Annotated in this window: 22 protein-coding genes; 6 read left to right on the top strand and 16 right to left on the bottom strand. The window is 63.0% G+C overall.

Features of this window, described 5'->3' with window-relative positions; genetic code table 11:
* Positions 1–34 precede the first annotated feature (34 nt).
* Complete coding sequence (locus tag LVS58_RS10965) at positions 35–490, top strand: GNAT family N-acetyltransferase (protein WP_233691080.1); 456 nt, start codon at positions 35–37, stop codon at positions 488–490.
* Between the two features lie 65 nt (positions 491–555).
* On the opposite strand, the gene guaA is transcribed toward LVS58_RS10965, so the two are convergent.
* The 4 genes from guaA to LVS58_RS10945 form a co-directional block, all read right to left on the bottom strand.
* Complete coding sequence (gene guaA, locus LVS58_RS10960; protein ID WP_233691079.1) at positions 556–2133, bottom strand: glutamine-hydrolyzing GMP synthase; 1578 nt, start codon at positions 2131–2133, stop codon at positions 556–558.
* Positions 2134–2211: 78 nt separating this feature from the next.
* Positions 2212–3681: an IMP dehydrogenase gene (gene guaB, locus LVS58_RS10955; protein ID WP_217840081.1), complete on the bottom strand. Its 1470-nt coding sequence runs from the start codon at positions 3679–3681 to the stop codon at positions 2212–2214.
* An 86-nt stretch (positions 3682–3767) separates the two neighbouring features.
* Positions 3768–4325: a sugar ABC transporter ATPase gene (locus tag LVS58_RS10950; RefSeq protein ID WP_233691078.1), complete on the bottom strand. Its 558-nt coding sequence runs from the start codon at positions 4323–4325 to the stop codon at positions 3768–3770.
* Positions 4326–4372: 47 nt separating this feature from the next.
* A complete protein-coding gene (locus tag LVS58_RS10945) occupies positions 4373–5128 on the bottom strand; it encodes a sulfite exporter TauE/SafE family protein (RefSeq protein WP_233691077.1) in 756 nt (251 codons plus the stop codon).
* Positions 5129–5225: 97 nt separating this feature from the next.
* On the opposite strand from LVS58_RS10945, the gene LVS58_RS10940 reads away from it, so the two are divergent.
* The 4 genes from LVS58_RS10940 to leuA all read left to right on the top strand — a co-directional run bounded on the left by LVS58_RS10940 (position 5226) and on the right by leuA (position 10616).
* Positions 5226–6104: a LysR substrate-binding domain-containing protein gene (locus LVS58_RS10940; protein WP_233691076.1), complete on the top strand. Its 879-nt coding sequence runs from the start codon at positions 5226–5228 to the stop codon at positions 6102–6104.
* Between the two features lie 205 nt (positions 6105–6309).
* The gene (gene xseA, locus LVS58_RS10935) at positions 6310–7689 is read left to right on the top strand and encodes an exodeoxyribonuclease VII large subunit (protein ID WP_233691075.1); all 1380 of its coding nucleotides are present in this window, start codon (positions 6310–6312) and stop codon (positions 7687–7689) included.
* 3 nt (positions 7690–7692) lie between these two features.
* Positions 7693–8520, top strand: a complete 828-nt coding sequence (locus LVS58_RS10930) for a M23 family metallopeptidase (protein ID WP_233691074.1) — start codon at positions 7693–7695, stop codon at positions 8518–8520.
* 422 nt (positions 8521–8942) lie between these two features.
* Complete coding sequence (gene leuA, locus LVS58_RS10925; RefSeq protein ID WP_233691073.1) at positions 8943–10616, top strand: 2-isopropylmalate synthase; 1674 nt, start codon at positions 8943–8945, stop codon at positions 10614–10616.
* Positions 10617–10867: 251 nt separating this feature from the next.
* Here leuA and LVS58_RS10920 read toward each other — a convergent pair whose 3' ends face one another.
* The 3 genes from LVS58_RS10920 to zwf are packed head-to-tail and all read right to left on the bottom strand — an operon-like array spanning position 10868 to position 13735.
* Entirely contained in the window at positions 10868–11548 is a 681-nt protein-coding gene (locus LVS58_RS10920; protein WP_233691072.1) for a bifunctional 4-hydroxy-2-oxoglutarate aldolase/2-dehydro-3-deoxy-phosphogluconate aldolase, read from the bottom strand.
* A 17-nt stretch (positions 11549–11565) separates the two neighbouring features.
* Complete coding sequence (gene pgl / locus LVS58_RS10915) at positions 11566–12279, bottom strand: 6-phosphogluconolactonase (protein ID WP_233691071.1); 714 nt, start codon at positions 12277–12279, stop codon at positions 11566–11568.
* On the bottom strand, positions 12266–13735 hold the full coding sequence (gene zwf, locus LVS58_RS10910; RefSeq protein WP_233691070.1) for a glucose-6-phosphate dehydrogenase: 1470 nt from the start codon (positions 13733–13735) through the stop codon (positions 12266–12268). Before zwf ends, pgl begins: the two co-directional genes overlap by 14 nt.
* Before the next feature lie 211 nt (positions 13736–13946).
* Here zwf and hexR point away from each other — a divergent pair, with 211 nt between their 5' ends.
* On the top strand, positions 13947–14810 hold the full coding sequence (gene hexR / locus LVS58_RS10905; protein ID WP_172830949.1) for a DNA-binding transcriptional regulator HexR: 864 nt from the start codon (positions 13947–13949) through the stop codon (positions 14808–14810).
* On the opposite strand, the gene LVS58_RS10900 is transcribed toward hexR, so the two are convergent.
* The 9 genes from LVS58_RS10900 to gltR all read right to left on the bottom strand — a co-directional run bounded on the left by LVS58_RS10900 (position 14803) and on the right by gltR (position 25184).
* Positions 14803–15657: a D-hexose-6-phosphate mutarotase gene (locus LVS58_RS10900; RefSeq protein WP_233691069.1), complete on the bottom strand. Its 855-nt coding sequence runs from the start codon at positions 15655–15657 to the stop codon at positions 14803–14805. The two genes, hexR and LVS58_RS10900, sit on opposite strands and share 8 nt — an antisense overlap.
* Positions 15658–15773: 116 nt before the next feature.
* Positions 15774–17117 (bottom strand): carbohydrate porin, encoded by a 1344-nt coding sequence (locus LVS58_RS10895; protein ID WP_233691068.1) that lies wholly within the window; start codon positions 17115–17117, stop codon positions 15774–15776.
* Between the two features lie 40 nt (positions 17118–17157).
* Positions 17158–18312 carry an ABC transporter ATP-binding protein gene (locus LVS58_RS10890; RefSeq protein ID WP_233691067.1) on the bottom strand — a complete coding sequence of 385 codons (1155 nt, stop codon included), beginning with the start codon at positions 18310–18312 and terminating at the stop codon, positions 17158–17160.
* A 3-nt stretch (positions 18313–18315) separates the two neighbouring features.
* Positions 18316–19161, bottom strand: a complete 846-nt coding sequence (locus tag LVS58_RS10885) for a carbohydrate ABC transporter permease (protein ID WP_087534812.1) — start codon at positions 19159–19161, stop codon at positions 18316–18318.
* Positions 19154–20062 (bottom strand): carbohydrate ABC transporter permease, encoded by a 909-nt coding sequence (locus LVS58_RS10880; protein WP_003255050.1) that lies wholly within the window; start codon positions 20060–20062, stop codon positions 19154–19156. The genes LVS58_RS10885 and LVS58_RS10880 overlap by 8 nt, the downstream gene beginning before the upstream one ends.
* Before the next feature lie 133 nt (positions 20063–20195).
* Positions 20196–21482 (bottom strand): ABC transporter substrate-binding protein, encoded by a 1287-nt coding sequence (locus LVS58_RS10875; RefSeq protein WP_233691066.1) that lies wholly within the window; start codon positions 21480–21482, stop codon positions 20196–20198.
* Positions 21483–21586: 104 nt separating this feature from the next.
* The gene (locus LVS58_RS10870; protein WP_233691065.1) at positions 21587–22837 is read right to left on the bottom strand and encodes a D-mannose isomerase; all 1251 of its coding nucleotides are present in this window, start codon (positions 22835–22837) and stop codon (positions 21587–21589) included.
* A 186-nt stretch (positions 22838–23023) separates the two neighbouring features.
* Entirely contained in the window at positions 23024–24478 is a 1455-nt protein-coding gene (locus tag LVS58_RS10865) for an ATP-binding protein (RefSeq protein WP_233691064.1), read from the bottom strand.
* Complete coding sequence (gltR, locus tag LVS58_RS10860; protein ID WP_233691063.1) at positions 24459–25184, bottom strand: two-component system response regulator GltR; 726 nt, start codon at positions 25182–25184, stop codon at positions 24459–24461. Before gltR ends, LVS58_RS10865 begins: the two co-directional genes overlap by 20 nt.
* Positions 25185–25187: the final 3 nt, after the last annotated feature.

Here is a 25187-nt window from a genome sequence, read left to right as displayed (position 1 = left end):
GCACAATGGTTGTTTATTCAGCAAGGCCGACATCATGGCAGCCATTACCTTTCGCCCTGCAGTACCTGAAGACGCCGCGACCTGCATAGCCATCCGTGCCTTGACCAGGGAGAACGCATTCACGGAAGAGGACCTGCGCGCCCTCGGCATCACCGTCGACACCTGGAGCAGCGGCATTCGCGACGGGTGCTCCCCTGGGTTCGTGGCTTGCAATGCTGATGAGATAGTCGGCTACTGCTTCGCCGACAAGGACAGCGGCGAGGTCACCGTACTTGCCCTGCTACCCGCCTACGAGGGCCAGGGAACCGGCAAGCGTTTGCTTCAGATGGTTGTCGATCATCTGCGGGAGCTGGGGTTCCAACGCCCTTTCCTGGCTTGCGCCAGCGACCCGAACGTACGCTCATATGGCTTCTATCGTCACTTGGGCTGGAAACCGACAGGTGAGCAGGATGAAGCGGGAGACGAGATCCTGCAGCTCGGGTCGATGTAGCGCTAAAAAATGCAAAAGCCCGCATTCAAGCGGGCTTTTGGGTGTTTCCGGCTATTGGCGCGGGATCATTCCCACTCGATAGTCGCCGGCGGCTTGCTCGACACGTCGTAGGTAACGCGCGAAATACCGTCGATTTCGTTGATGATACGGCCGCTGACAGTTTCCAGCAGCTCGTACGGCAGGTGTGCCCAACGCGCGGTCATGAAGTCCACGGTCTCGACGGCACGCAGGGCCACGACCCAGGCGTAGCGACGGCCGTCGCCGACGACGCCGACCGACTTGACTGGCTGGAACACCACGAACGCCTGGCTGGTCTTGTGGTACCAGTCGGCCTTGCGCAGCTCTTCGATGAAGATGTGGTCGGCGCGACGCAGGATGTCGGCGTATTCCTTCTTCACTTCACCGAGGATACGCACGCCCAGGCCCGGGCCCGGGAACGGGTGGCGGTAGACCATGTCGTACGGCAGGCCCAGTTCCAGGCCGATCTTGCGCACTTCGTCCTTGAACAGTTCACGCAGCGGCTCGACCAGCTTGAGGTTCATTTCCTCCGGCAGGCCACCGACGTTGTGGTGCGACTTGATCACATGGGCCTTGCCGCTCTTGGCGCCAGCCGACTCGATCACGTCCGGGTAGATGGTGCCCTGGGCGAGGAACTGGATGTTCTCCAGCTTGCTGGCTTCGGCATCGAACACGTCGATGAAGGTGCGGCCGATGATCTTGCGCTTCTTCTCAGGGTCCGCTTCGCCTTCCAGGTTGTCGAGGAACTGCTTTTCAGCGTCGGCACGGATCACCTTGACGCCCATGTTCTCTTTGAACATGGCCATCACCTGGTCGCCTTCGTGCAGGCGCAGCAGGCCGTTGTCGACGAATACGCAGGTCAGCTGGTCGCCGATGGCACGGTGCAGCAGCGCGGCAACCACCGAGCTGTCAACGCCGCCGGACAGGCCCAGCAGGACGTTGGCCGAACCGACTTGCGCGCGCACCTGGGCGATGGCGTCTTCGACGATGTTGGACGCCGTCCACAGGGCTTCACAGCCGCAGATGTCCTGCACGAAGCGGGACAGGATGCGACCACCTTGTTTGGTGTGCGTCACTTCGGGGTGGAACTGCACGCCGTAGTAGCCGCGAGCGTCGTCGTACATGCCGGCGATCGGGCAGCTTGGGGTGCTGGCCAGAATGTTGAAGTTGCCAGGCATCTGGGTGACCTTGTCACCGTGGCTCATCCACACGTCCAGGCCCAGTACGCCGTCGTCGTCAACGTGGTCTTCGATGCCGTCGAGCAGGCGGCTCTTGCCGACAACGTCCACGCGGGCATAGCCGAACTCACGCAGGTCGGAACCTTCTACCTTGCCGCCCATCTGCTCGGCCATGGTCTGCATGCCGTAGCAGATACCCAGCACAGGCACGTTCAGGTCAAACACGGCCTGCGGAGCGCGCGGGCTGTTGGCTTCGTGGACCGACTCGGGGCCGCCGGCAAGGATGATGCCGCGCGGGTTGAATTCGCGGATCGCTTCATCGTCCATGTCGAACGGGTGCAGTTCGCAGTACACGCCGATTTCGCGCACGCGGCGGGCGATCAGCTGGGTGTACTGGGAACCGAAATCGAGGATCAGGATGCGGTGAGCGTGAATGTCGAGGGCCATGACTCAATCTCGTCAGTGGAAATCGGAAACGACGCGGGGCTGTCATGACAGCCCCGCTTTATGTTGTAGCTGGAAGCCTCAGCCTACGCGGTAGTTAGGGGCTTCTTTGGTGATCTGCACGTCATGCACGTGGGACTCGGCCATGCCGGCACCGGTGATACGCACGAATTCCGGCTTGGTGCGCATTTCTTCGATGGTTGCGCTGCCGGTGTAGCCCATGGACGAACGCAGGCCGCCCATCAGCTGGTGGATGATCGCGGCCAGGGCGCCTTTGTAAGGAACGCGGCCTTCGATACCTTCCGGTACCAGCTTCTCGGCGCCGGCTGAGGAGTCCTGGAAGTAACGGTCGGACGAGCCTTGCGCCTGCGCCATGGCACCCAGCGAGCCCATGCCGCGGTAGGCCTTGTAGGAACGGCCCTGGAACAGCTCGACTTCACCCGGGGCCTCTTCGGTACCGGCGAACATCGAACCCATCATCACGCAGGAAGCACCGGCAACGATGGCCTTGGACAGGTCGCCGGAGAAGCGGATACCGCCGTCAGCGATCAGCGGCACGCCAGTGCCTTCCAGTGCTGCGGCGACGTTGGCGATGGCGCTGATTTGCGGCACGCCGACACCGGCAACGATACGGGTGGTGCAGATAGAGCCAGGGCCGATACCGACCTTGACCGCATCGGCACCCGCTTCGGCCAGGGCCTTGGCGGCAGCACCGGTGGCGATGTTGCCGCCAATCACCTGCACTTGCGGGTAGGTTTCTTTTACCCAGCGTACACGGTCGATCACACCTTTGGAGTGGCCGTGGGCAGTGTCGACGACAACCACATCAACGCCAGCCGCCACCAGCGCAGCAACACGCTCGCCGGTGTCCTTGCCGGTGCCGACGGCGGCGCCGACGCGCAGGCGACCCTGGTCGTCCTTGCTGGCCAGCGGGTAAGCCTTGGCTTTTTCGATGTCCTTGACGGTCATCATGCCCTTGAGGTTGAACTTGTCGTCAACGATCAGGACTTTTTCCAGACGATGCTTGTGCAGCAGCTCGCGAACTTCGTTTTTGTCGGCGCCTTCGCGGACGGTGACCAGACGCTCTTTCGGCGTCATCACGTCGCGAACCTTGGCCTCCAGGCGATTTTCGAAGCGCACGTCACGGGAGGTGACGATGCCGACCAGGTCGCCGTTCGCCAGCACCGGCACGCCGGAGATGTTGTTCAGGCGGGTCAGCTCGAACAGGTCGCGCACAGTGGCATCGGCGTCGATGGTGATCGGGTCCTTGACCACGCCAGCCTCGAACTTCTTGACCTTGCGCACTTCGCCGGCCTGTTGTTCGATGGTCATGTTCTTGTGGATGATGCCGATACCGCCTTCCTGGGCCATGGCAATGGCCAGACGCGCTTCGGTCACGGTATCCATGGCAGCGGAAACCAGCGGAATGTTCAGCTCGATGCCACGGGTCAAACGGGTCTTGAGACTGACTTCATTGGGCAGTACCTCGGAATAGCCAGGTACAAGGAGGATATCGTCGAAGGTCAGGGCTTCTTGGCTGATACGCAGCATCGCGGGGGCTCCCGGGCGGGAAAAATGGAAGCGCGCCATTATACTCATGCATGGCGCGCCGCTCAATGCAAAATAAGGGCCTTCGGTCAGGCTTGTGGCAGTTTTACCTGCACCACGGCCACCGGCTGGTCGAGCCAGTCGGCGAAGCTGTCGAGAAAGGCCTGGGTGAACCCTGCCTCGCCCCAGTTGTTGAAGATGAACCCCAAGTTGGAAAAGGCACATGGCTGCAGGTAAATGAAGCCATTGATGTCGTCTTCGAAGCCGCACAGTGGGCAGGTGAAGTTGTCGCTCACTGCCGGCATCCACTCTTCCAGGCTTTCGAACAACGGCTCGCCCACCTCGCGCTGGCACTCCGGGCAACCGGCTTCTTCGAGGAAGCCTTCGGTGGGGGTATAGATGCAGCGCTTGAGCATCACTTCCAGGCCATTGACCGGCTCGCCGAAGGGCAGTTTTTCCGGGTGCAGGGCCACTTTGCGCGCCCCTGCCGCCAGGGCATGGCCCATGCGGTTGCCGGTGCGGCCACAGGTGGTCAGCTGCTCCTCGACGACCTTTTCGCGCACCAGCCAGCGCAGGATGGCGCGGGCGCGGGCTTCATGCACCGGGACGGTGGACAGCTTTGGAACGATGATGCTCTGGGTGTTCATGAACGGGACAAGCCTGAGAAACGCCGGTAAGGACACAATTCTACCGCTCAGGCGCTCAGGTAGCGACCGATCAACGCCAGCCCACTGGCCAGCACCAGCCAGGTGACCAGCCGGACAAACGCCTCGCGGGACAACCGGTTGGTCAATCTACGCCCTACCCACAGGCCAACGAACATCACAGGCAGCAGACAGGCGGCGAGCAGCAGCAGGCTTTGGTCGGCATAGACACCGGCGATCAGGAACAGCGACAGACGCACTATCGTACTGCAGCTGATCAGCGCGCTCTGGGTGGCGCGCACCTGTTCCTTCACCTCCAGCCGTGCGCTCAGGTAAAGCGCATAAAGAAACCCGCCGCTGCCGAACAAAGCCCCGAACAACCCGCCTGCCGTGCCCATAGGCACGGCCCAGAAGCCGGACAGGCTGGCCGGCCTCACTTTCACTGCCAGCCCGTAAAGTGCATAGGCAGTCACGAATACCCCCATCAACAGCAGCAACAGGTCGGACTTCAGCTGGAGCAGGAACACCACGCCCAACGTACAACCCAAGGCCATGAAGGGCAGCAGCCGCAGCAGTTCACTGCGTACCACATCCCGGCGTGACGGCAGCAGGTTGCCGAATGCGGCTACGAAATCCAGCAGCACCAGCAACGGGATGATGCGTGACAACGGCATGAAGTGAATCAATATCGGCCCCGCGATGAGTGCAGTACCGAAGCCGGCGATGCCGAAGACGATGTAGGCCGCAGCGATGGCGAACAGGATCGGCAGCCAGTCAAGGCCGGAAAACGACAGTTGGGCAAGCATGGCAGCAGTTCCTGGGAAGACAGGCAAAGGTTAGCCAGCCATGAGCCATGCCGACTAATATGCCTTTATCCCAAAAGCCATCTCGAAAAGGCATGACATGACGTCAATCCGACAGTTGCGTTACTTCGTGGAAATCGCCGAGTGCGGCAGTTTCAGCAGTGCAGCCGAGCGACTGTACGTCGCCCAGTCGGCCCTTAGCCGGCAGATCAAGGAGCTGGAGCAGCAACTGGGCACGCCGCTGTTCGAACGCACGGCGCGCCTGCCTCGCCTGACGCTGGCCGGTCAGGCCTTTCTTGAACGGGCGCGACGCTTGCTGGCTGACCTGGCACAGGCTGAGCGGGTTACCCGAGACATCGGCGAAGGGTTGCAAGGCAGCTTGCGCCTGAACCATTCCAGCACCGTGCCGCTGACCGGCGGGCTGCTGGCTCGCCTGGGGAACTACCTGAAGCACAACCCGGGGGTTTCGCTGGAGATTGCGCAGCAGTCCTCGGAGGCACAGCTGGAAGACATTGCTGCCGGACGGCTGGATATCGGCCTGTTGCGCTTGCCGGTGCTGCGCCAGCATGAAGGCGTGGTGCTGCATGAATTGTTCGACGAATCCTTGTTGCTGGCGGTCGCCGCTAGGCACCCCTTGGCGGGTACTCGGCAGGTGCAACTGGAGCAACTGAAGGAAGAACGCTTCATTTCCATCCCGCACCGGGATCGCGGTGGCTTGAGCTACCTGTCGGCCTCGTTGTGCATGGGGGCAGGGTTCTTCCCGCAGGCGGCGCAGGTACTGTCGCGCAAGACGACGCAGCTGCAGCTGATACAGGCAGGGTTTGGGGTGGCGTTGTTGCCAGCGTGCATGCGCGAGATCGCCCCCCCCTCGGTCAGTTTCGTGGCGCTGGAAGGAGATTGCCAGAGCACAGTGGCGTTGGCCTGTCGCCGCGATGCGGGGCAGATGGTGCGGCAGTTCGTGGCGACCATGCAGGGCTGAAGGCACCGGTTGCGGTCTTGTGGGAGCGGCCTTGCGTCGCGAAAGGGCTGCGAAGCGGCCCCAGGTTTTCAGCTTCGCCGCATGAAGTGCCGGGGCCGCGTTGCGGCCCTTTCGCGACGCAAGGCCGCTCCCACAATGATCGGGTCAAGCCTGGCAGTAGGGGCAAGACAGACAACCGGGGCCGATGTCATTTATGATGCCAGCCATGATCAAAGACCCTTTCGAACGACTCGGGCTGGACCGCGAGGTCCTTACCGTCAGCCAACTCAACGGCCGCGCCCGCGTGCTGCTGGAAGACGTTTTCCGCAGCGTGTGGGTGGAAGGCGAAATCTCCAACCTCGCCCGCCCGGCGTCCGGCCATATGTACTTCACCCTCAAGGACAGCGGCGCCCAGGTGCGTTGCGCGTTGTTCCGGCAGAACGCCACGCGGGTACGCCAGGCGCTGCGCGATGGCCTGGCGGTGCGGGTGCGCGGCAAGGTTTCGCTGTTCGAGGGGCGCGGCGACTACCAACTGATTCTCGACACCGTCGAGCCTGCCGGTGATGGCGCGCTGCGCCTGGCTTTCGAGGCCCTGAAGGAAAAGCTCGGTGCCGAGGGGCTGTTCAGCACCGAACGCAAAAAGCCGCTACCGGCTCACCCGCAGCGCATCGGCATCATCACCTCGCCTACTGGCGCGGTGATCCGCGACATCATCAGTGTGTTCGGCCGCCGTGCCCCGCAGGTGGAGCTGAACCTGATCCCTACGGCGGTACAGGGCCGCGAAGCCATCGCGCAGATCGTACGCGCCATCCGCCTGGCCGACAGCCTCGGCTTCGATGCGCTGATCCTGGCGCGTGGTGGTGGTTCGCTGGAAGACCTGTGGTGTTTCAACGAGGAGGCCGTGGCGCGTGCCGTGGCCGCCTGCGTCACGCCGATTGTCAGCGCCGTGGGCCATGAAACCGACGTGTCGATCAGCGACTTCGTGGCTGACGTGCGCGCGCCCACCCCGTCTGCTGCCGCCGAGCTGCTGGCCCCTGACAACAGCGGCCTTCGGCAACGCCTGGATGGCCTGCAACGGCGCCTGCTGCTGCGCATGCAGAACCGCCTGACCCACGACCGCCTGCGCCTGGAATCACTTACCCGGCGCCTGCGCCACCCAGGCGAGCGTTTGCGCCAGCAGGCTCAACGCCTGGACGACCTGGACATGCGCCTGCGCCGCGCGTTCAACCTCAACCTCAACCAGCGCCGCGAACGCCTGGCACGCCTGGACGCCCGCCTGGCCGCGCAGCATCCGGGACGTAACCTGAAACTGCTGAAGCAGCGCCTGGACAGCTTGGCCGAGCGCCTGCCACGGGCCATGCGCGAGGTGCTCAAGGACCGTCGCCAGCGGTTCCAGGCCCAGCTGCAGACCCTGCAGGTGGTCAGCCCGCTGGCCACCCTGGCCCGTGGATACAGCATTTTGCTGGACGAACAAGGCCAGGCCATTCGCAGCGCCGAACAGACCCGCACTGGCCAACGCCTGACCGCCCGCCTGAACGAAGGCGAGCTGCTGGTGCGGGTCGAAGACAACCACCTGACCCCGGTCACCCTCTCACTACTGGACTGACACATGCCCCGCCTGCTCGCGCCCCTGCTTGCCCTTTCCCTGCTGCTGCTGGCCGGCGGTGCCCAGGCCAGCTACATCACCCGCACACTGAACAAACCCGTACCCGGCGGTGTGGCAGTCGTCGACCTGGGCCCCGCCGCCAACGCACCCACCGCCCGCTTTGACGGCAAGCCGGTGCTGGTGGTGAAGGAGCAGGACAACTGGCTGGCCATCGTCGGTATTCCGCTGACCCAGAAGCCGGGCACCGCAGTGCTGAACCAGGGCGGGCGCACCCTACCTTTCAGCGTCGGCAGCAAGAAGTACCCTGAGCAGCGCATCACCCTGAAGAACACGCGCCAGGTCAACCCAAACCCGGCCGACCTCAAGCGCATCGACCGCGAGCTGGCCGAGCAGATCAAGGCCTACCGCAGCTTCAGCCCGAACCTGCCGAGCAACCTGGTGCTCGACAAGCCGGTCAACGGCCCGCTGTCGAGCAAGTTCGGCGTGCGCCGCTTCTTCAACGGCGAAGAACGCAACCCGCATGCGGGGCTGGATTTTGCGGTGCCGGCGGGCACACCGATCAAGACACCCGCCAACGGCAAAGTGATTCTGGTGGGGGATTATTTCTTCAACGGCCGCACGGTGTTCGTCGACCACGGGCAAGGCTTTATCAGCATGTTCTGCCACATGTCGAAAATCGATGTGCAGGTCGGCCAGCAACTGCGTCGTGGCGAGGTGGTCGGGCGCGTGGGCTCGACCGGGCGGGCTACCGGGCCGCACATGCACTGGAACGTCAGCCTGAACGACGCGCGGGTGGACCCGGCGATTTTCATTGGGGCGTTCCAGCCCTGAACGTTGCCCTGCCTGGGCCGGCCCATTGGCGGGTAAACCCGCGCCTACAAGGGGCGGCGTACCTGTAGGAGCGGGTTTACCCGCGAATGGGCCAGCACTGCAGGCAATAGTTCCATTGTGTTGCGCCATCGAAAAATACCGCGCAAAAGCAACGAAGCACCCAGCCAAAACAAGCCATAAAATCTCGCTTAATCGCTTTTTTTAAGCATTTCTCTCAAATTTTTCCGAACGCTTGCCATCCCCCACCCCACTGGTTAAGTTTGAAGGCATGAAAACCTTCAGCACCCTCATCCTGCTCCGACAACATCGCAGCCTCTGCCTGGTCAGCGCCCGACTACCAGGCTGAATCGCGTCGCCTCGCCTCTTCATATCGTTATCGCTCGGCAGGCCCGATCTCGGCCGCACACAAAAGGATTGCTTCCATGACCATGCTCAAAGACCCTTCGAAGAAATACCGCGCTTTCCCGACCATCGACCTGCCTGACCGTACCTGGCCGTCGAAGACCATCACCCAGGCTCCTATCTGGTGCAGCTCCGACCTGCGTGACGGCAACCAGTCGCTGATAGAGCCGATGGACTCGGAGAAGAAACTGCGCTTCTGGAAGACCTTGGTGCAGGTTGGCGTGAAGGAGATCGAAGCGTCGTTCCCGTCTGCCTCGCAAACCGATTTCGACTTCGTGCGCACCCTGATCCAGGACGGCCATATTCCGGATGACACCACTATCCAGGTGCTCACCCAGGCACGTGAAGACCTGATTGCTCGCACCTTCGAATCGCTGCGCGGCGCGAAGAAGGCCATCGTCCACCTGTACAACGCGACCAGCCCGTCGTTCCGCCGTATCGTCTTCAATCAGGACAAGCAGGGCGTGAAGGACATCGCGGTGAACGCGGCCAAGCTGTTCGTCAAGTACGCCGCCCAGCAGCCGGAAACCCAGTGGACCTTCCAGTACTCGCCAGAAACCTTCAGCGCCACCGAGATGGAGTTCGCCAAGGAAGTCTGCGACGCGGTCATCGAGGTGTGGAACCCCACCCCTGAGCACAAGATCATCCTCAACCTGCCGGCCACCGTGGAAGTGTCCACGCCAAACATCTACGCCGACCAGATCGAATGGTTCTGCCGCAACATCAGCCGCCGCGACAGCGTGATCATCAGCCTGCACTGCCACAACGACCGCGGCACCGGCATCGCGGCCACCGAACTGGGCCTCATGGCCGGCGCCGACCGTGCCGAAGGCTGCCTGTTCGGCAACGGCGAGCGTACCGGTAACGTCGACCTGGTGACCCTGGCACTGAACCTCTACACCCAAGGCATCGACCCGCTGCTGGACTTCTCCGACATCGACGGCGTGCGCAAGGTGGTCGAAGAGTGCAACCAGTTGCCGGTACACCCACGTCACCCGTATGTGGGCGACCTGGTCCATACCGCGTTCTCCGGCTCGCACCAGGACGCCATCCGTAAGGGCTTCGCCAAGCAGCAGGAAGGGGAACTGTGGGAGGTGCCTTACCTGCCGATCGACCCGGCCGACATCGGTCGCAGCTACGAAGCGGTAATCCGCGTCAACAGCCAGTCGGGCAAAGGCGGTATCACCTACCTGCTCGAGCAGGAATATGGCATCAGCCTGCCGCGCCGCATGCAGATCGAATTCAGCCAGGTGGTGCAGGGTGAGACTGACCGCCTGGGCCTGGAAATGACCGCCCAGCAGATCTACAGCCTGCTGCACAAGGAATACCTCCAGGCCAACGCGCCATATGCACTGGTCAGCCATCGCCTGCAGGAAGAGAACGGCCACAGCGCCGTGGAAGTGGAAGTTGCCGGTGAAGGCGAAACCACCCTGCACTGGCGCGGCAAGGGCAACGGCGCCCTGGAAGCCTTGGTGGCCGGCCTGCCGATCTCGGTAGAAATCATGGACTACAACGAGCACGCCATTGGTGCCGGTACCAACGCCAAGGCAGCAGCCTACATCGAACTGCGCGTGGCTGGCGGCCGCCCGGTACATGGCGTGGGTATCGATGAGAATATCACCACGGCCAGCTTCAAGGCCCTGTTCAGTGCGCTGAACCGCTCGCTGAGCCAGCAGGAAGCCAAAGCAGCCTGAAGCCTGGAATGAGGTATGAGAAAGCCCGCATCGTTTGATGCGGGCTTTTTTTGTTGGCCTGGGCTGGCCCTTTCGCGGATAAACCCGCTCCTACAACGGCCTGCGCCCAATCACCAATGTGTGTGTCCACCACCGATCAGGTGTAGGAGCGGGTTTACCCGCGAAAGGGCCAACACAACCACTGGAAATACCCCAGGCAAAAAAAGGGGCGCCGACCAAGCGCCCCACAAGCCGTAAAGCACACAACAAATTCAGTTGGCGTCCAGCAGCGCCATCGCCTCCGCGCTGCACGCTTCGATCCGCGCCCAGTCACCGTTCTTGATCCAGCTGCTGTCGAGCATCCAGGTTCCCCCCACGCACATCACGTTTGGCAGCGCCATGTAGTTGCGCACGTTGGCCGGGTTTACACCACCGGTAGGACAAAAACGAATATCGCCGAACGGACCACCAAAGGCCTTGATCGCTGCTACGCCGCCGCTGATTTCCGCCGGGAACAACTTGAACCGGCGGTAGCCCAGGGCATAGCCCATCATGATTTCGGAGGGCGTACTGATGCCAGGCAACAGCGGGATTTCACTGTCCACGCCAGCTTCGAGAATGTCCTGGGTAATGCCAGGGGTAACGACGAACTGCGCGCCCGCAGCTTCAACCGCCGCAAACATGCTGCGGTCGAGCACGGTACCGGCGCCGATACACAGCTCCGGGCGCTGGTCACGCAGCACCTGGATGGCCTTGAGGCCATGCTGTGAGCGCAGGGTCACCTCCAGGGTACGGATGCCGCCAGCGGCCAGGGCATCAGCCAGCGGCAGGATGTCTTCCTCACGAGCAATGGTGATTACCGGCAGGATGCGCGCCTTTTTGCAAATGGCGTCGATCCGCGCGGCTTTATCAGCCATCGAGAGCTTGGGCTGTGGGCGTTCAAGGGTGGTCATGACTGTGGATCCTTGGCTCATGGGCACCAGTAGATGTCCAGGGGGTCGTGAAGAAAAGCGCGAATCGGCATTTCAGTAAGGTCGTTACCCGCCAGCGCGGCGCGCAGGGTAGCCAGTTTGCTCTGGCCTTGCACAGACAGCGCGATGAAGGCCGCGCTGGCCAGCAGCGAACGGGTCATCGACAGGCGCTGGTGCGGCACGCTCGGTGCCAACAATGGCAGGCAGCGGCGTGGGCCGGCCGGGTCCAGGCCTGCTTCCAGGTTGGGGCTGGCGGGGAACAGCGAGGCGGTATGGCCATCGTCGCCCATGCCCAGCACCAGCACGTCGATTGGCGGTAGGTCAGCCAACGCCTGGTCAGCTTTGAGCGCAGCTGCGTCAAGGTTCTCCGCCTGCTGGTACAGGCCAACGAAACGGGCCTTGGCCGCTGCGCCCTTCAACAGATGGCGGGCCAGCAGGCCGGCATTGCTGTCGGCGTGCTCCACCGGCACCCAGCGCTCATCGGCGAGACTGACGGTGACCTTGGCCCAGTCCAGGTGCTCGCTGGCCAGCTTATCCAGGAACGGCACCGGGCTGCGACCGCCAGACAACACCAGGCAGGCATGCCCCTTGGCGGCAATCGCGGCACGCAGGCGCTCAGCCACATCATGAGCCAAGGACACGGACAGTGCCTTGGCATCCGCCAGTTCATGCGCCTTCACGGCCGCTGGCAGTTTCAGTTCAGATATCCCCATACCACGCCCTCCCGTCGCGTGTGATCAGTGCAATCGAGCTCATCGGCCCCCAGGAGCCCGCCGCGTATGGCTTGGGCGCGTCGCCCGCATTGCGCCAGCCGGCGATCAACTGGTCGCACCACTTCCAGGCATACTCGATTTCGTCCTTGCGCACGAACAGGTTCTGGTTGCCACGCATCACTTCGAGCAACAGCCGTTCGTAGGCATCCGGAATTCGTGCACTGCGCCAGGCATCGGAAAAATTCAGCTGCAATGGGCCACTGCGCAGTTGCATGCCCTTGTCCAGGCCTTGCTCCTTGGTCATCACCCGTAAAGAAATGCCTTCGTCCGGTTGCAGGCGGATGATCAGCTTGTTACCGATCTGCAAACGCTGTTCCGGGGCGAAGATGTAGTGCGGCGTTTCCTTGAAGTGAATGACGATCTGCGACAGTTTTTGCGGCATGCGCTTGCCGGTTCGCAGGTAGAACGGCACACCCGACCAGCGCCAGTTACGGATGTCGGCGCGCAGGGCGACGAAGGTTTCGGTGTCGCTCTGGGCGTTGGCGTTCTCTTCTTCCAGGTAACCAGGCACCGGCTTGCCTTCGCTGTAACCGGCAATGTACTGGCCGCGCACCACGCTGGTGCTCAGGCCGTCACCCGTGATCGGTGCCAGGGCCTTGAGCACTTTTACCTTCTCGTCGCGGATGGCATCGGCGGACAGTTCGCTGGGCGGGTCCATGGCGATCAGGCACAGCAACTGCAGCAGGTGGTTCTGGATCATGTCGCGCAGTTGGCCGGCCTTGTCGAAATAACCCCAACGGCCCTCGATACCGACCTTTTCCGCGACGGTAATCTCCACATGGGAGATGGAATTCTGGTTCCACTGGGTTTCGAACAGGCTATTGGCGAAGCGCAGGGCAATCAGGTTCTGCACCGTCTCTTTGCCCAGGTAGTGGTCGATGCGGTAGACCCGGCTTTCAGGGAAGAACCGCGCCACGGCATCGTTGACCCGGCGCGACGACTCCAGGTCGTGGCCAATCGGTTTCTCCAGCACTACCCGGGTGCGCGTAGCCAGCCCAACCTTGTCGAGGTTTTCGCAGATGGCCCCATACACCGCCGCCGCCGTGGCGAAGTAGGCGATCAGCGGCAGCTCGCCCGGCAGTTGCTCGGCCAGGGCCTGATAACCCTCGGGCTGAAGGAAGTCCAGGTGCTGGTAATTCAGGCGGGCGAGGAAGCGCCCTAGCGCAGCAGGCTCGATATCCGCCTCGGGCACGTGCCGACGCAGGTGGGCTTCGATGCTGTCCAGGTGCTCCTGCGCACTGCCGACCTCACGGGCGAGGGCCAGCAGGCGGGTGTCCGGGTGCAACAGGTTGGCCCGGTCGAGCTGGTAGAGCGCAGGAAACAGCTTGCGCAATGCCAGGTCGCCGAGGGCGCCAAACAGGGCAAAGGTGCAAGGTTCGACACTGATTGCAGCCATGATGTTGGTTCTTTCCTAAAGTTGGTCTAGGAATACCGCTTTCACACACGGTTTTCAAGGGAAAATGTAGTAAAAACCACAACATTAAACACAAGTGTTACAGACAAGTGGTACGCCAACCGCACCGACAGTACGATAGACGACCGTGCAAAAAGCCTGCTGCTCCCACAGCCGGCTGTCTTCCCGACCCAAGGACACACCCATGGACCGCGTGCGAAACCTCCTGGAACAGATCCAGGGCCGCCTCGACGAGCTGAACAAGGCCGAACGCAAAGTCGCCGAAGTCATCCTGCTCAACCCGCAACAAGCCACCCGTTTCAGCATTGCAGCGCTGGCCCAGGCAGCCAAGGTCAGCGAACCGACCGTCAACCGCTTTTGCCGCTCGTTCGGCGTCAGCGGCTACCCCGAGCTCAAGCTGCAACTGGCGCAGAGCCTGGCCAGTGGTGCCGCGTATGTCAGCCGCGCGGTAGAGGCCGACGATGACCCGGCCGCCTACACCCAGAAGATCTTCGCCAGCGCCATCGCCTCGCTTGACAGCGCCTGCCAGCAACTGGACCCGCAGCAGGTCAGCCGCGCCGTGGACATGATGATCCAGGCCCGGCAGATCCACTTCTTCGGCCTTGGTGCCTCGGCGCCGGTGGCCCTGGATGCGCAGCACAAGTTCTTCCGCTTCAACCTGGCCGTGTCGGCCCACGCCGACGTGCTGATGCAGCGCATGCTGGCCTCGGTCGCCCACACCGGCGATCTGTTCGTGATCATTTCCTACACCGGGCGCACCCGCGAACTGGTCGACGTGGCGCGCCTGGCACGAGAAAACGGCGCTTCGGTGCTGGGCCTGACCGCCGCAGGCTCGCCACTGGCCAATGCCTGCAGCCTGAGCCTGCACATTCCGCTGCCGGAAGATACCGACATCTACATGCCGATGACCTCGCGGATCATCCAGCTGACCGTGCTGGATGTACTGGCCACCGGCATGACCCTGCGCCGCGGCGTGGACTTCCAGCCCCACCTGCGCAAGATCAAGGAAAGCCTCAACGCCAGCCGCTACCCGATCGAGGACGACGAACTCAACTGAGCCGGTGCGCCTGCAAACGCAGGTGCGCACGCTGCCCAGGCGCCAGGCTCAGGCCTTCGCCACTGCCACTGGTCGCCTCGACGCAGACAAAACGCTGCGACTCGCGGCCAGTCACCCCCATCAGTGGGCGATTGCCAGGGTGCCAGACCACGGTGTCGTCGCTGTCACCGGTATCGATGCACAGCTCGCGCTGCCAGGCCGGGTCCTGCAATTGCACCCGTGGCGTACCGGGGTAGACCTTCTGGCAGCCGCCCCTAAGCTTCAGCGCGCCATCCTCACGGCAAGCCTGGCGGTTGAGGCGGTCGTAGCCCTCAATATCTTCCAGCCCAGACAGCGCTATCTCGGACACGTCACTGATGCGCCAGTACGCCAGCAGCGCATGGCTCAACTGGCAGGGTTCACTGTCCTGGTGCTCGGTGCTCAGGCTCAGTTCCATGCGGCTACCCAGCCGGGCATGCAGGTCGACCTGCCAGTCGCACAGGTCCAGCCGCCATTTCAGGGTCACGCCCTCCTCGTCCTCACGGCTGTCCACCAGCTTCCAGTCCAGCAGCCGCGCCCAACCGTGGGCCGGCCACAGGTCTTCGCTGGGATGACGGCCATACCAGGGCCAACACACCGGCACACCACCCCGGATCGCCCCCACCTGCGGCCACTGTTCGGCGCACCACAACCACGGCCGTTCCCCCGCTGGCTGAAAGTGCAGCAACTGCGCGCCCTGGCGGCTGAACACCGCCTGGCAACGGGGGTGATCGATGATCAGGACATCGCGCTGCTGATAACGCTCCCACTCGAATGTCGGCCGGGGCCGCTGCGAGGAGAAGAAGCGATGGAGCGGATGTTCGGGCATGGTTCAGAGCTCTTGTTGTTTGAGATAGCGCTGTCTCGGCCTATCCCCAACACCCACTGCAGACCAGTGGGTGCCGGGAACCGAAATGGATTGGCGTAAATTTACAACAAGTTGCCTCAGAATGACGACTGAATCTTCAAGCCGGCGACCAGCGCGTTATCCACCTCGTCCACCCCGCCAGGGCTCTTGATGTACTGCAGGTTGGGCCTCACCGTCAGCCAGTTGGTAACGTGGAAGCCGTAGTAGAGCTCTGCGTTGTATTCGGTACGCTGCAGCGGTACGAAACCAGGGTTGTCGTAATCGTTGATGCCGCTCTGCGCGTTGAGCAGTTCGGCGCGCTTCTTCACGTCGTCATTCACATGAATTCGTGCCACGCCGAAGCCGATGTCATCCTTGGGCCGAGCGTCGAAAGCGCCTTTGTAGACCAGCCCTACCTGCTGGTAGTTGTCGACCACGTTGGTGGCCTTGTCGTGCACGGTGAAGTTGGCGAACAGGCTGAGCCCCCGGTTGACATCGCCGCCGTGGGCAGTGACCTGCTGCTGCGCCACCACCCACCATCCGTGCTTGCTGGAGTGCGACTTGAAGGCTTCACCTGTCAGCGCCTGCGGGTTGCCGTTGACGTCGTCGTACACATCGTCAGCCTTGGCCGTGCTGTAGTAGTAACCCAGGCGGTACTCGCCCGGCAGGCCATTGACCTTGGGCGACCACACCGCTTCCACCGGCAAGATCGCCCCCTTGGTGCCACTGCCGCTGAGCTTGAAGCCGTTGCCGGTTTCCAGGTTGGAGGGGTTCTGCTCGAAGGCGCCTACCTGCACGAAGAACTCCGGGGTGATGTTGTACTTCACCCGTAGCGCCCACTGGCTGACCGGCCAGTTGTACCAGATACCGCCCACCCAGTTGCCCACCTGCGAGCCGCAGAAGGCCAGGTTCTGGAAGTCGCAAGGGAAGCTGTTGAAGTCCTCCCCCTCGCCGAAACGGCCAAATTTCACGTCCAGCGCGCCGTCGAAGTACTTCTGCTTGATCCACATCTGGGTCAGGCGCCAGGTCTGGCCACGGCCCCACACCTCCTGCACCGAGCTGAACTGCCCGGCGCGCGGGTCGCTGATGCGGTCGTTGGATAGGTTGCGACCGCTTCGCTCGGTGATCGCCAGCTTGAACTCGGCATCATGCCAGCCAAGTATCTTCTGCAAGTCCAGATGCGCGCCGAGGGCGAACTGGTCGCTGTAGCGCGCCGTCTTGTCGTCGTTGTAGCCGCCATGCAGGTTGCCGGCCACCTCGCCCACATAATCGAGGGTGAAGTCGTACCCCTTGTCCAGCAGCTCGGTCCGGGTGCCGCCCCAGTCGCCGGTCATCCATTTGGATTCGCTGGAAAAGGCCTCGGCAGCCTGTGTACCACTGCTGCCTACAATTGCAAGCAAGGCCAGCGATCCCAGTGTCTTGATACGTTTGCGCTGTTCCATCCCTTTGCGTCCTCTTTTTCTTATTGATGGTGTAGACGAGTCAACGGCCTTTGAAGTGAGCCACGTTGTCCTTTGCAGTTGCGCCAGTGCTGGCCAGGTGCAGGCGCTCGCCATTGGCGGCGTCGAACAGCAGCACCCGGGCCGGGTCAAATTGCAGGTTGAGGGTGTCGCCCACCCGGCACGCCACATCTGGCGCCAGGCGGCAGCACACCTTGGTCTGGTTGAGCGTGACGAACACCAGCAGGTCCGGCCCGGTGGGTTCTGTAACCTGCACCTCGGCGCGGATAGCCGGCAAACCATTGCCGTCAGCCGCGCCCAGGGCGATCTGCTCAGGGCGGATGCCGAGGATGATCTCGCGCCCCTCAAGCGCGTCAGCAGCCATCCCCAAGGGCAGCTCGCAGCGCGCCTGGCCGCTGTCGAGCAGCGCCAGCAAGCGGCCATCCTGCCTGGCCAGACGCACCGGAATGAAGTTCATTGGCGGCGAACCGATGAAGCTGGCCACGAACTGGTTGGCAGGGTCGTTGTAGATCTGCTGCGGGGTGCCGAACTGCTGGATGATGCCGTCCTTCATCACCGCCACCTTGTCGCCCAGGGTCATGGCCTCGATCTGGTCATGGGTGACGTACACCGTGGTGGTCTTCAGGCGCTGGTGCATCAACTTCATTTCGGTGCGCATCTCGACCCGCAGCTTGGCGTCGAGGTTGGACAGGGGTTCATCGAACAGGTAGATCTTGGGTCGCCGCGCCAGCGCCCGGCCCATGGCCACACGCTGCTGCTGGCCGCCGGACAGCTGGGCCGGCTTGCGCGCCAGCAAGTGTTCGATCTGCAGCAACTTGGCCACACGCGCCACTTCCTCGTCGATGGCGGCCTGGGGCAGCTTGCGGATCTTCAGGCCGAACTCGATGTTCTCGCGCACGCTCATGGTGGGGTACAGCGCATAGGACTGGAACACCATGGCGATGTCGCGGTCCTTGGGGCTCATGCCACTGACGTCCTGCTCGTCGATGAGGATGGCGCCGCCGGTGATCTGCTCCAGGCCGGCGATGCAGTTCATCAGGGTCGACTTGCCGCAGCCCGACGGCCCCACCAGGATCAGGAACTCGCCGTCCTGGATCGACAGCTGGATGTCCTTGAGGGTGTCCGGCAGACCGCTGCCGTAAGTCTTGTTCACATTGCGAAGTTCGAGCGTTGCCATGGCTTACCCCTTGACCGCGCCGGCCGTCAGCCCGCGCACGAAATATTTGCCTGCCACCACGTAGACCAGCAGGGTTGGCAGGCCAGCGATCATTGCTGCCGCCATGTCGACGTTGTATTCCTTGGCCCCGGTGCTGGTATTGACCAGGTTGTTCAGGGCGACGGTAATCGGTTGCGAATCGCCGCTGGAGAACACCACGCCGAACAGGAAGTCGTTCCAGATCTGGGTGAACTGCCAGATCAGGCAGACCATGATGATCGGCGTGGACATCGGCAGGATGATGCGGCGGAAGATGGTGAAGAACCCGGCACCGTCCAACCGGGCGGCCTTGACCAGCGCGTCGGGGATGCTCACGTAGAAGTTGCGGAAGAACAGCGTGGTGAAGGCCAGGCCGTAGACCACATGCACCAGCACCAGGCCGCTGGTGGTGCTGGCCAGGCCAAGCTTGCCGAGGGTGAACGAGGCCGGTAGCAGCACGGTCTGGAACGGCAGGAAACAGCCGAACAGCAGCAGGCCGAAGAACAGCTGCGAACCTCGGAAGCGCCACATCGACAGCACATAGCCGTTCAGTGCGCCAATAGCGGTGGAGATCAGCACCGCTGGCACGGTGATCATGATCGAGTTCCAGAAGTAACCGCTGACCGCTCCCCAGGCCTTGACCCAGCCTATGCCGGTAATCACTGCAGGCCAGCTCAGCAGGTTGCCGGTGCTGATGTCTTCGGGGGTCTTGAAGCTGGTCAGCAGCATCACCACCAGCGGCACCAGATACAGCAGCACGGCAATCAGCAACACGGCATGGATGGCCATACGGCTGAGGCTGAGCACCGGCTTGTCGACAGGACTATGCATGGCGTTTGCTCCGCAGCTCCGAGTACAGGTAAGGCACGAGGATCGCCAGGATTGCCCCGAGCATGAGGATGGCACTGGCCGAGCCCATGCCCATCTGGCCGCGGCTGAAGGTGAACGAGTACATGAACATTGCCGGCAGGTCGGACGAGTAACCCGGGCCCCCAGCCGTCATTGCCGCCACCAGGTCGAAGCTCTTGATGGCAATGTGCGAGAGGATCATCAGTGCACTGAAGAACACCGGGCGCAGGCTGGGCAGCACCACGGTCCAGTAGATACGCGGCAGACTGGCGCCATCCATCTGCGCAGCACGGATGATCGACGGGTCAACGCCACGCAGGCCAGCAAGGAACATCGCCATGATGAAGCCCGAAGCCTGCCACACGGCCGCAATCACCAGGCAGTACACGACCCGGTCAGGGTCGATCAGCCAGTCCAGGCGAAAACCCTCCCAGCCCCAGTCGCGCAGCAGCTTGTCCAGGCCCATGCCGGGATTGAGCAGCCACTTCCAGGCGGTGCCGGTGACGATCATCGACAACGCCATGGGGTACAGGTAAATGGTGCGGATGAAGCCCTCACGACGGATGCGCTGGTCCAGCAGCACCGCCAGCAACACACCGATGGCCAGGCTGATGGCAATGAACAGGCCGCCGAACAGCAGCAGGTTCTTGCTCGCCACCCACCAGCGGTCGTTGTCGAACAGACGGGCGTATTGCGCAAGGCCCGCCCATTTGTAGGTGGGCAGGAAGGTCGAGGTGGTGAAGGACAGCACGAAGGTCCAGAGGATGTAGCCGTAGAAGCCCACCAGGACGATGAACATGCTCGGGGCCAGCACCAGCTTGGGCAGCCAGCGCTGAAGCGCGTCCAGGGGTGAGGCCCGCAGTTGGGCGGTGGTCGTGGTCATGTATTGGATCCCGAGGTAGTGGCGGTGCTACGCACCGCTTCGCGGGCAAGCCCGCTCCCACAGGCCCGGCGTCATGACCAGGAACTGTGGTGAGCAGGGCCCATGTGGGCGCGGGCGTGCCCGCGAACAGCCGTTACTGGGCAGCCTTGATAGCCGCCGCCAGCTTCTTCGCCGCATCGGCCGGGTCGGCCTTGGGGTCGTTGATGTAGTTGGTCACCACATCGAAGAACGCACCCTGCACAGCCAGGGTGGTGGCCATGTTGTGCGCCATGCTCGGCTGCAAGCCGCCGGTCTTGGCATCAGCAAGGAAGTCCTTGGCGGAGGTTTGCGCGCAGGCATCGAAACCGTGCCTGCCCATGTCGGCGAGCATGTCGTTACGCACCGGGATCGACCCTTTGTTGATGCTGAAGACCTTCTGGAAGTCCTCCCCCAGCACCTTGCGCGCGATGTCCTGCTGCCCGGCAGAGGTGCCGGCGTTGTTCTGTTTGAACACTACCAGCGAGTCGATGTTGTACAGGAAGGCCTTGTCAGTACCGGGGAACGGCACGCACTGGTAATCCTTGCCGGCGGTTTTCTTTGCCAGGGTCCATTCGCTCTTGGCCCAGTCGCCCATGATCTGCATGCCGGCCTTGCCGTTGATGACCTTGGCGGCTTCCAGGTTCCAGTCCTGGCCCTTGCCGTCCGGGTCCATGTAGGTGGCGACCTTCTTCAGCTCGGTCAGCGCCTTGACCATCTGCGGCCCGGTCAGCGTTGCGCTGTCGAGGTCGACCATGGCTTTCTTGTAGCCGTCGGCGCCCATCACCGCCAGCACCACGCTCTCGAACACGGTGCTGTCCTGCCACGGCTGGCCACCATGAGCCAACGGGATGAAGCCAGCCGCCTTGAGCTTGTCGGCGGCGGCGTAGAATTCGTCGAGGGTGGTGGGCGCCTTGTCGATGCCGGCTTTTTTGAACACCTCGGGGTTGATCCACAGCCAGTTGATGCGGTGGATATTCACCGGTACGGCAACGTAGTTACCGTCGAACTTCACGGTGTCGGCCACTTTCTTGTCGAGCAGCGAGTCCCACTTTTCGTCCTTGGCCACATCCTTGAGCACATGGGCGTCGAGCAAGCCGGTGGCCGCCCAGTCCTGGATGTCGGGGCCTTTGATCTGCGCGACACCCGGCGGGTTGCCTGCGACGGCGCGGCTTTTCAGCACGGTCATGGCCGTGGCACCACCACCACCGGCAACAGCGCCGTCCTTCCAGGTGAAGCCGTCTTTCTCGACCTGCGCCTTGAGCACATCGACCGCAGCTTTTTCACCACCGGAGGTCCACCAGTGCACCACTTCGACGCTGCCTTTGGCGTCAGCAGCCTGGGCACCCAAGGGGATTAACGAGGCAAAGGAAATTGCGGCAGCGAAACGTAGCGTGGAATTCATCGAAGCACCTTTCTTGTTGTTATGCCGTGCAAGTCGATCGCTTGCGTTGCATGAAGTCTAAACAGCGCGCCCGCCTCGTCAGGTAACGAAGCGATGCGTGAATGTCATCGTTTGGTTACATTGCCGGCCAGGTTGCTGGCCAGGCTGGGCGCCAGAGGCAAACCTGGCAGCAGCAGCGCCTGGTAGGCGTGATAGAGGTCGGGCTTGCCCGGCCACAGGGTGCCGGCCGGCCGGTTGTGCGCATCGAGTTCGTGGTGCCAGCTGCCGCCGACGGTGTCGATGAAATGATTGGCAATAAAGCCCCAGCAGCGTCGGTACCACTGTTCGTAATGCGCCTCGCCGGTGCGTTGCAACAGGGCCGCCGCAGCGGCGCAAGCCTCGGCGTGCACCCAGTGCAGCCGTGCATGCACCACCGGGCGATCAGCCCAGTCCAGGGTGTAGACGAAACCCGGTTCGCCATCGACGCCCCAAGCCTGTTGGCAGGCGGTGTCGAACAATGCGCGGGCACACGCTTGCAGCCATTGCGGCGCATGCAGACCGGCCTGCTCCAGAGCGGCCTCCAGATGCAACAGCAAGCGGGCCCACTCCAGGGCATGCCCGGGAGTGGTGCCATAAGGCCGGAAGTGGTCGGCGGGGTGTTCGCGGTTGTAATCCGGCAGCGGCTGCCAATGGGCATCGAAATGTTCGATCACCCGATAACCATTGGCGGCGGCATGGGTACGGATGATGCGTTCGGCAATGCGCAGGGCGCGTTGCAGCCACAGGCTGTTGCCGGTGGCATCTGCCAGGGCCAGGAAGGCCTCGGTCGCGTGCATGTTGCTGTTGGCGCCCCGGTACGGCTCAGGGAGCTGCCAGGCGCGGGAGAAGGTTTCCTGCAGGGCACCTTCGTCTTCGCTCCAGAAATGCGCGTCGATCACCTGGATTGCATCTGCCAACAACGTGGCGGCATCGACAGCGCCCGCCACCACGGCCGAGCTGGCGGCCAGGGCGACGAAGGCATGCCGGTACGCCGCCTTGCCGCTACCGTCGAGGCCGCCGGGGTGGGCGAACCAGCCGCCGTGGGTGGCATCCTGCATGGCACCGCGCAACGCTGCCACACCGTGCTCGGCATAGGCCAGGCTCCCGGGGATGCCCTGCAGATGGGCCAAGGCGAAGCAATGGGTCATGCGGGCGCTGTTCATGGTTTCGGCACGGGCACCGGGGGCGAGTTGCCCATTGGCATCCAGATTGCCGAAACCGTCGGGTAGTTTCGCGGCCTTGGCAAAGGCCAGCAGGCGCTGTGCTTCGGCCAGGCGCCAGGCGGTGTGGGCCGGGGCATTGAGCCAGCTGTGAGCGGACAGGTTGAGGGGGGTCATGGGCCAGCTTGATCCTTGCCAGTCGTCTGCGAATTCTAGCCAGTGGGGGCATGGCGGAGGTCACGAAGGACGACGGAAATGTCACTGACCAGTGACATTTCAGGGACAGCCCAACGTGTCAGGTTGCCGCCGTACCTGTAGGAGCGGGTTCACCCGCGAAGAGGCCCGCACAGGCACCCCAAAATCTCAATCCAGCCCCCGCGGCAGATACAGGGTCACCCGCAGCCCGCCCTCACGCAGGTTCAGCAAGCTCACCTCACCCCCATGGCTATGGGCGATGTTGCGCGCAATGCCTAACCCCAGCCCATACCCCTGCTGCTGCCCGGCCAGACGGAAATGCGGCTCGAACACCTGTTCCAGCTGCTGTTGCGGCACCCCGGGCCCTTCGTCATCCACCTGCAGCACAAAGCCCTCTGCCCCGTCGATGATGCGTAGCCGCGCCCGTTCGCCGTACTTGATGGCGTTGTCGATCAGGTTGCCGATGCAGCGGCGCAATGCCAGCGGCTTGCCTGGGTAAGGCGCCAGTGCCTGGCCTTCGACGGTGATACGACCATCGCCCAGGTAAGGCTCGGCCAGAATCTCCAGCACCTGGTTAAGGTCGACCGGCTCGATGTTTTCGTGGATGTCAGTGTCCTTTACGCACTGCAAGGCACCTTTGACCAGCAACTCCAGCTCGTCGAGGTCCTGGCTGAACTTGGCCTGCAATCGCTCGTCTTCCAGCAGTTCGACGCGCAGGCGCAGGCGAGTGATCGGTGTGCGCAGGTCGTGGGAAATGGCGCTGAACAGCTGGCTGCGTTCGGTCAGGTAACGACTGATACGCTCGCGCATGCTGTTGAATGCCCGGCTCACCTCGACCACTTCACTGCCGCCAGCTTCAGCCACTGGCGCCACATCGGCACCCAGCGACATCTCTCGGGCGGCCCGCGCCAGGCGCTTCAGTGGCCAGCTTTGCCAATGCACCAGCAAGCCGATGAACAGCAACAGCAAGGCCGTGGTCAGCACGATGAAGCCGATCTGCTGGCGCGGCAGGCGCTCGGCTTCCAGCCCCGTGTACGGTTCGGGCAACAGTGAGGCGATGTACAACCATTCGCCCTCGCCCAGGCGGATCTGCGTGACCAGTACCGGGGGTTTCAGCGGTTCCAGGGTCAGCGAGTAATGCGCCCATGAGCGCGGCAGTTCGTCGAGTTTGAGGCCGCTGTTGAAGATGCGCAGGTCGTCAGGCCCGACAAACTCCACGGATATTTCCATCTGCGAACCCAGGCGCTCGTGCAGCACCTGCTGGAACACATCGATCACCGCCTGCTTGCGAGGGGTGACGGGCAGTGCCTGCATGTCCAGCGGCGTGGCGTTGAGCGACACGAAGAAACGCGTGCCGCCCATGCTGCGCAATTGGTCGAGCACCAGCGGCCGGTAGGCCACCGGCAGCGAGCGGAAGTAACTGACGCTGGCACTCATGGAGTGGGCCAGGCTGCTGGCGCTGGCACGCAGCCCCTGAAGCTGGCTGGCGCGCAGCTGGGAAACCCAGATAATGCTGGACAACCCCTGGGCCAGCAGGACAACCAGCAAGGTCAACAGCAGCATGCGCCCCAGCAAAGAGCGCGGCAGCAGGCGCCAGCGCCGCTCAGGGCGCACAGCAGACATGCGCCGCCAACAGGTAGCCACTGCCACGCACCGTGCGGATCAGCCTAGGGGGTTTGTCGGTGTCGCGCAGGCGCTGGCGCAGACGGCTGACCGCCATGTCGACGATCCGGTCCAGCGGCATCGGTTCGCGGCCACGGGTGGCGTTGCCGATGGTGTCGCGGTCGAGGATTTGCTGCGGGTGATCGAGGAACAGTTTGAGCAGGGCAAAGTCAGCGCCGGAGAGGATCACCTCCTCTCCATCACGGTGGAACAGGCGGTGGCTGACCGTGTCCAGGCGCCACTCGTCGAAGGCCAGCACGGCGCTGCCCGGCGCCGTCTGGCTGAACTCGGTGCGGCGCAACAAAGCCTTGATTCGCGCTTGCAGTTCGCGGGGGCTGAACGGCTTGCCCAGATAGTCGTCAGCGCCAAGCTCCAGGCCGATGACCCGGTCGGCCTCGTCGGAGCTGGCGGTGAGCATGATGATAGGTACGCGCGCCTGGCGTGGGTGCTGGCGCACCCAGCGGCACAAGCTGAAGCCGTCTTCGTCGGGCAACATGACGTCAAGAATGACCAAGTCGCAGGGCGTGGTTTCCAGCGCGTGGCGAAAGCCTTTGCCGTCAGCCTCGGCATGTACCTGAAAGCCGGAGCGGCTCAGGTAGGTTTGCAGCAGTTCACGGATTTCCTGGTCGTCGTCGACCATCAGGATCGATTTGCCGGCAGTGCTCAAGGT

This window comes from Pseudomonas sp. JR33AA (assembly GCF_021378985.1).
In the GTDB taxonomy this organism is placed as follows: domain Bacteria; phylum Pseudomonadota; class Gammaproteobacteria; order Pseudomonadales; family Pseudomonadaceae; genus Aquipseudomonas; species Aquipseudomonas alloputida.
Note: the sequence above shows the minus strand (reverse complement) of the source record. Positions and strands in the feature narration are given on the sequence as shown.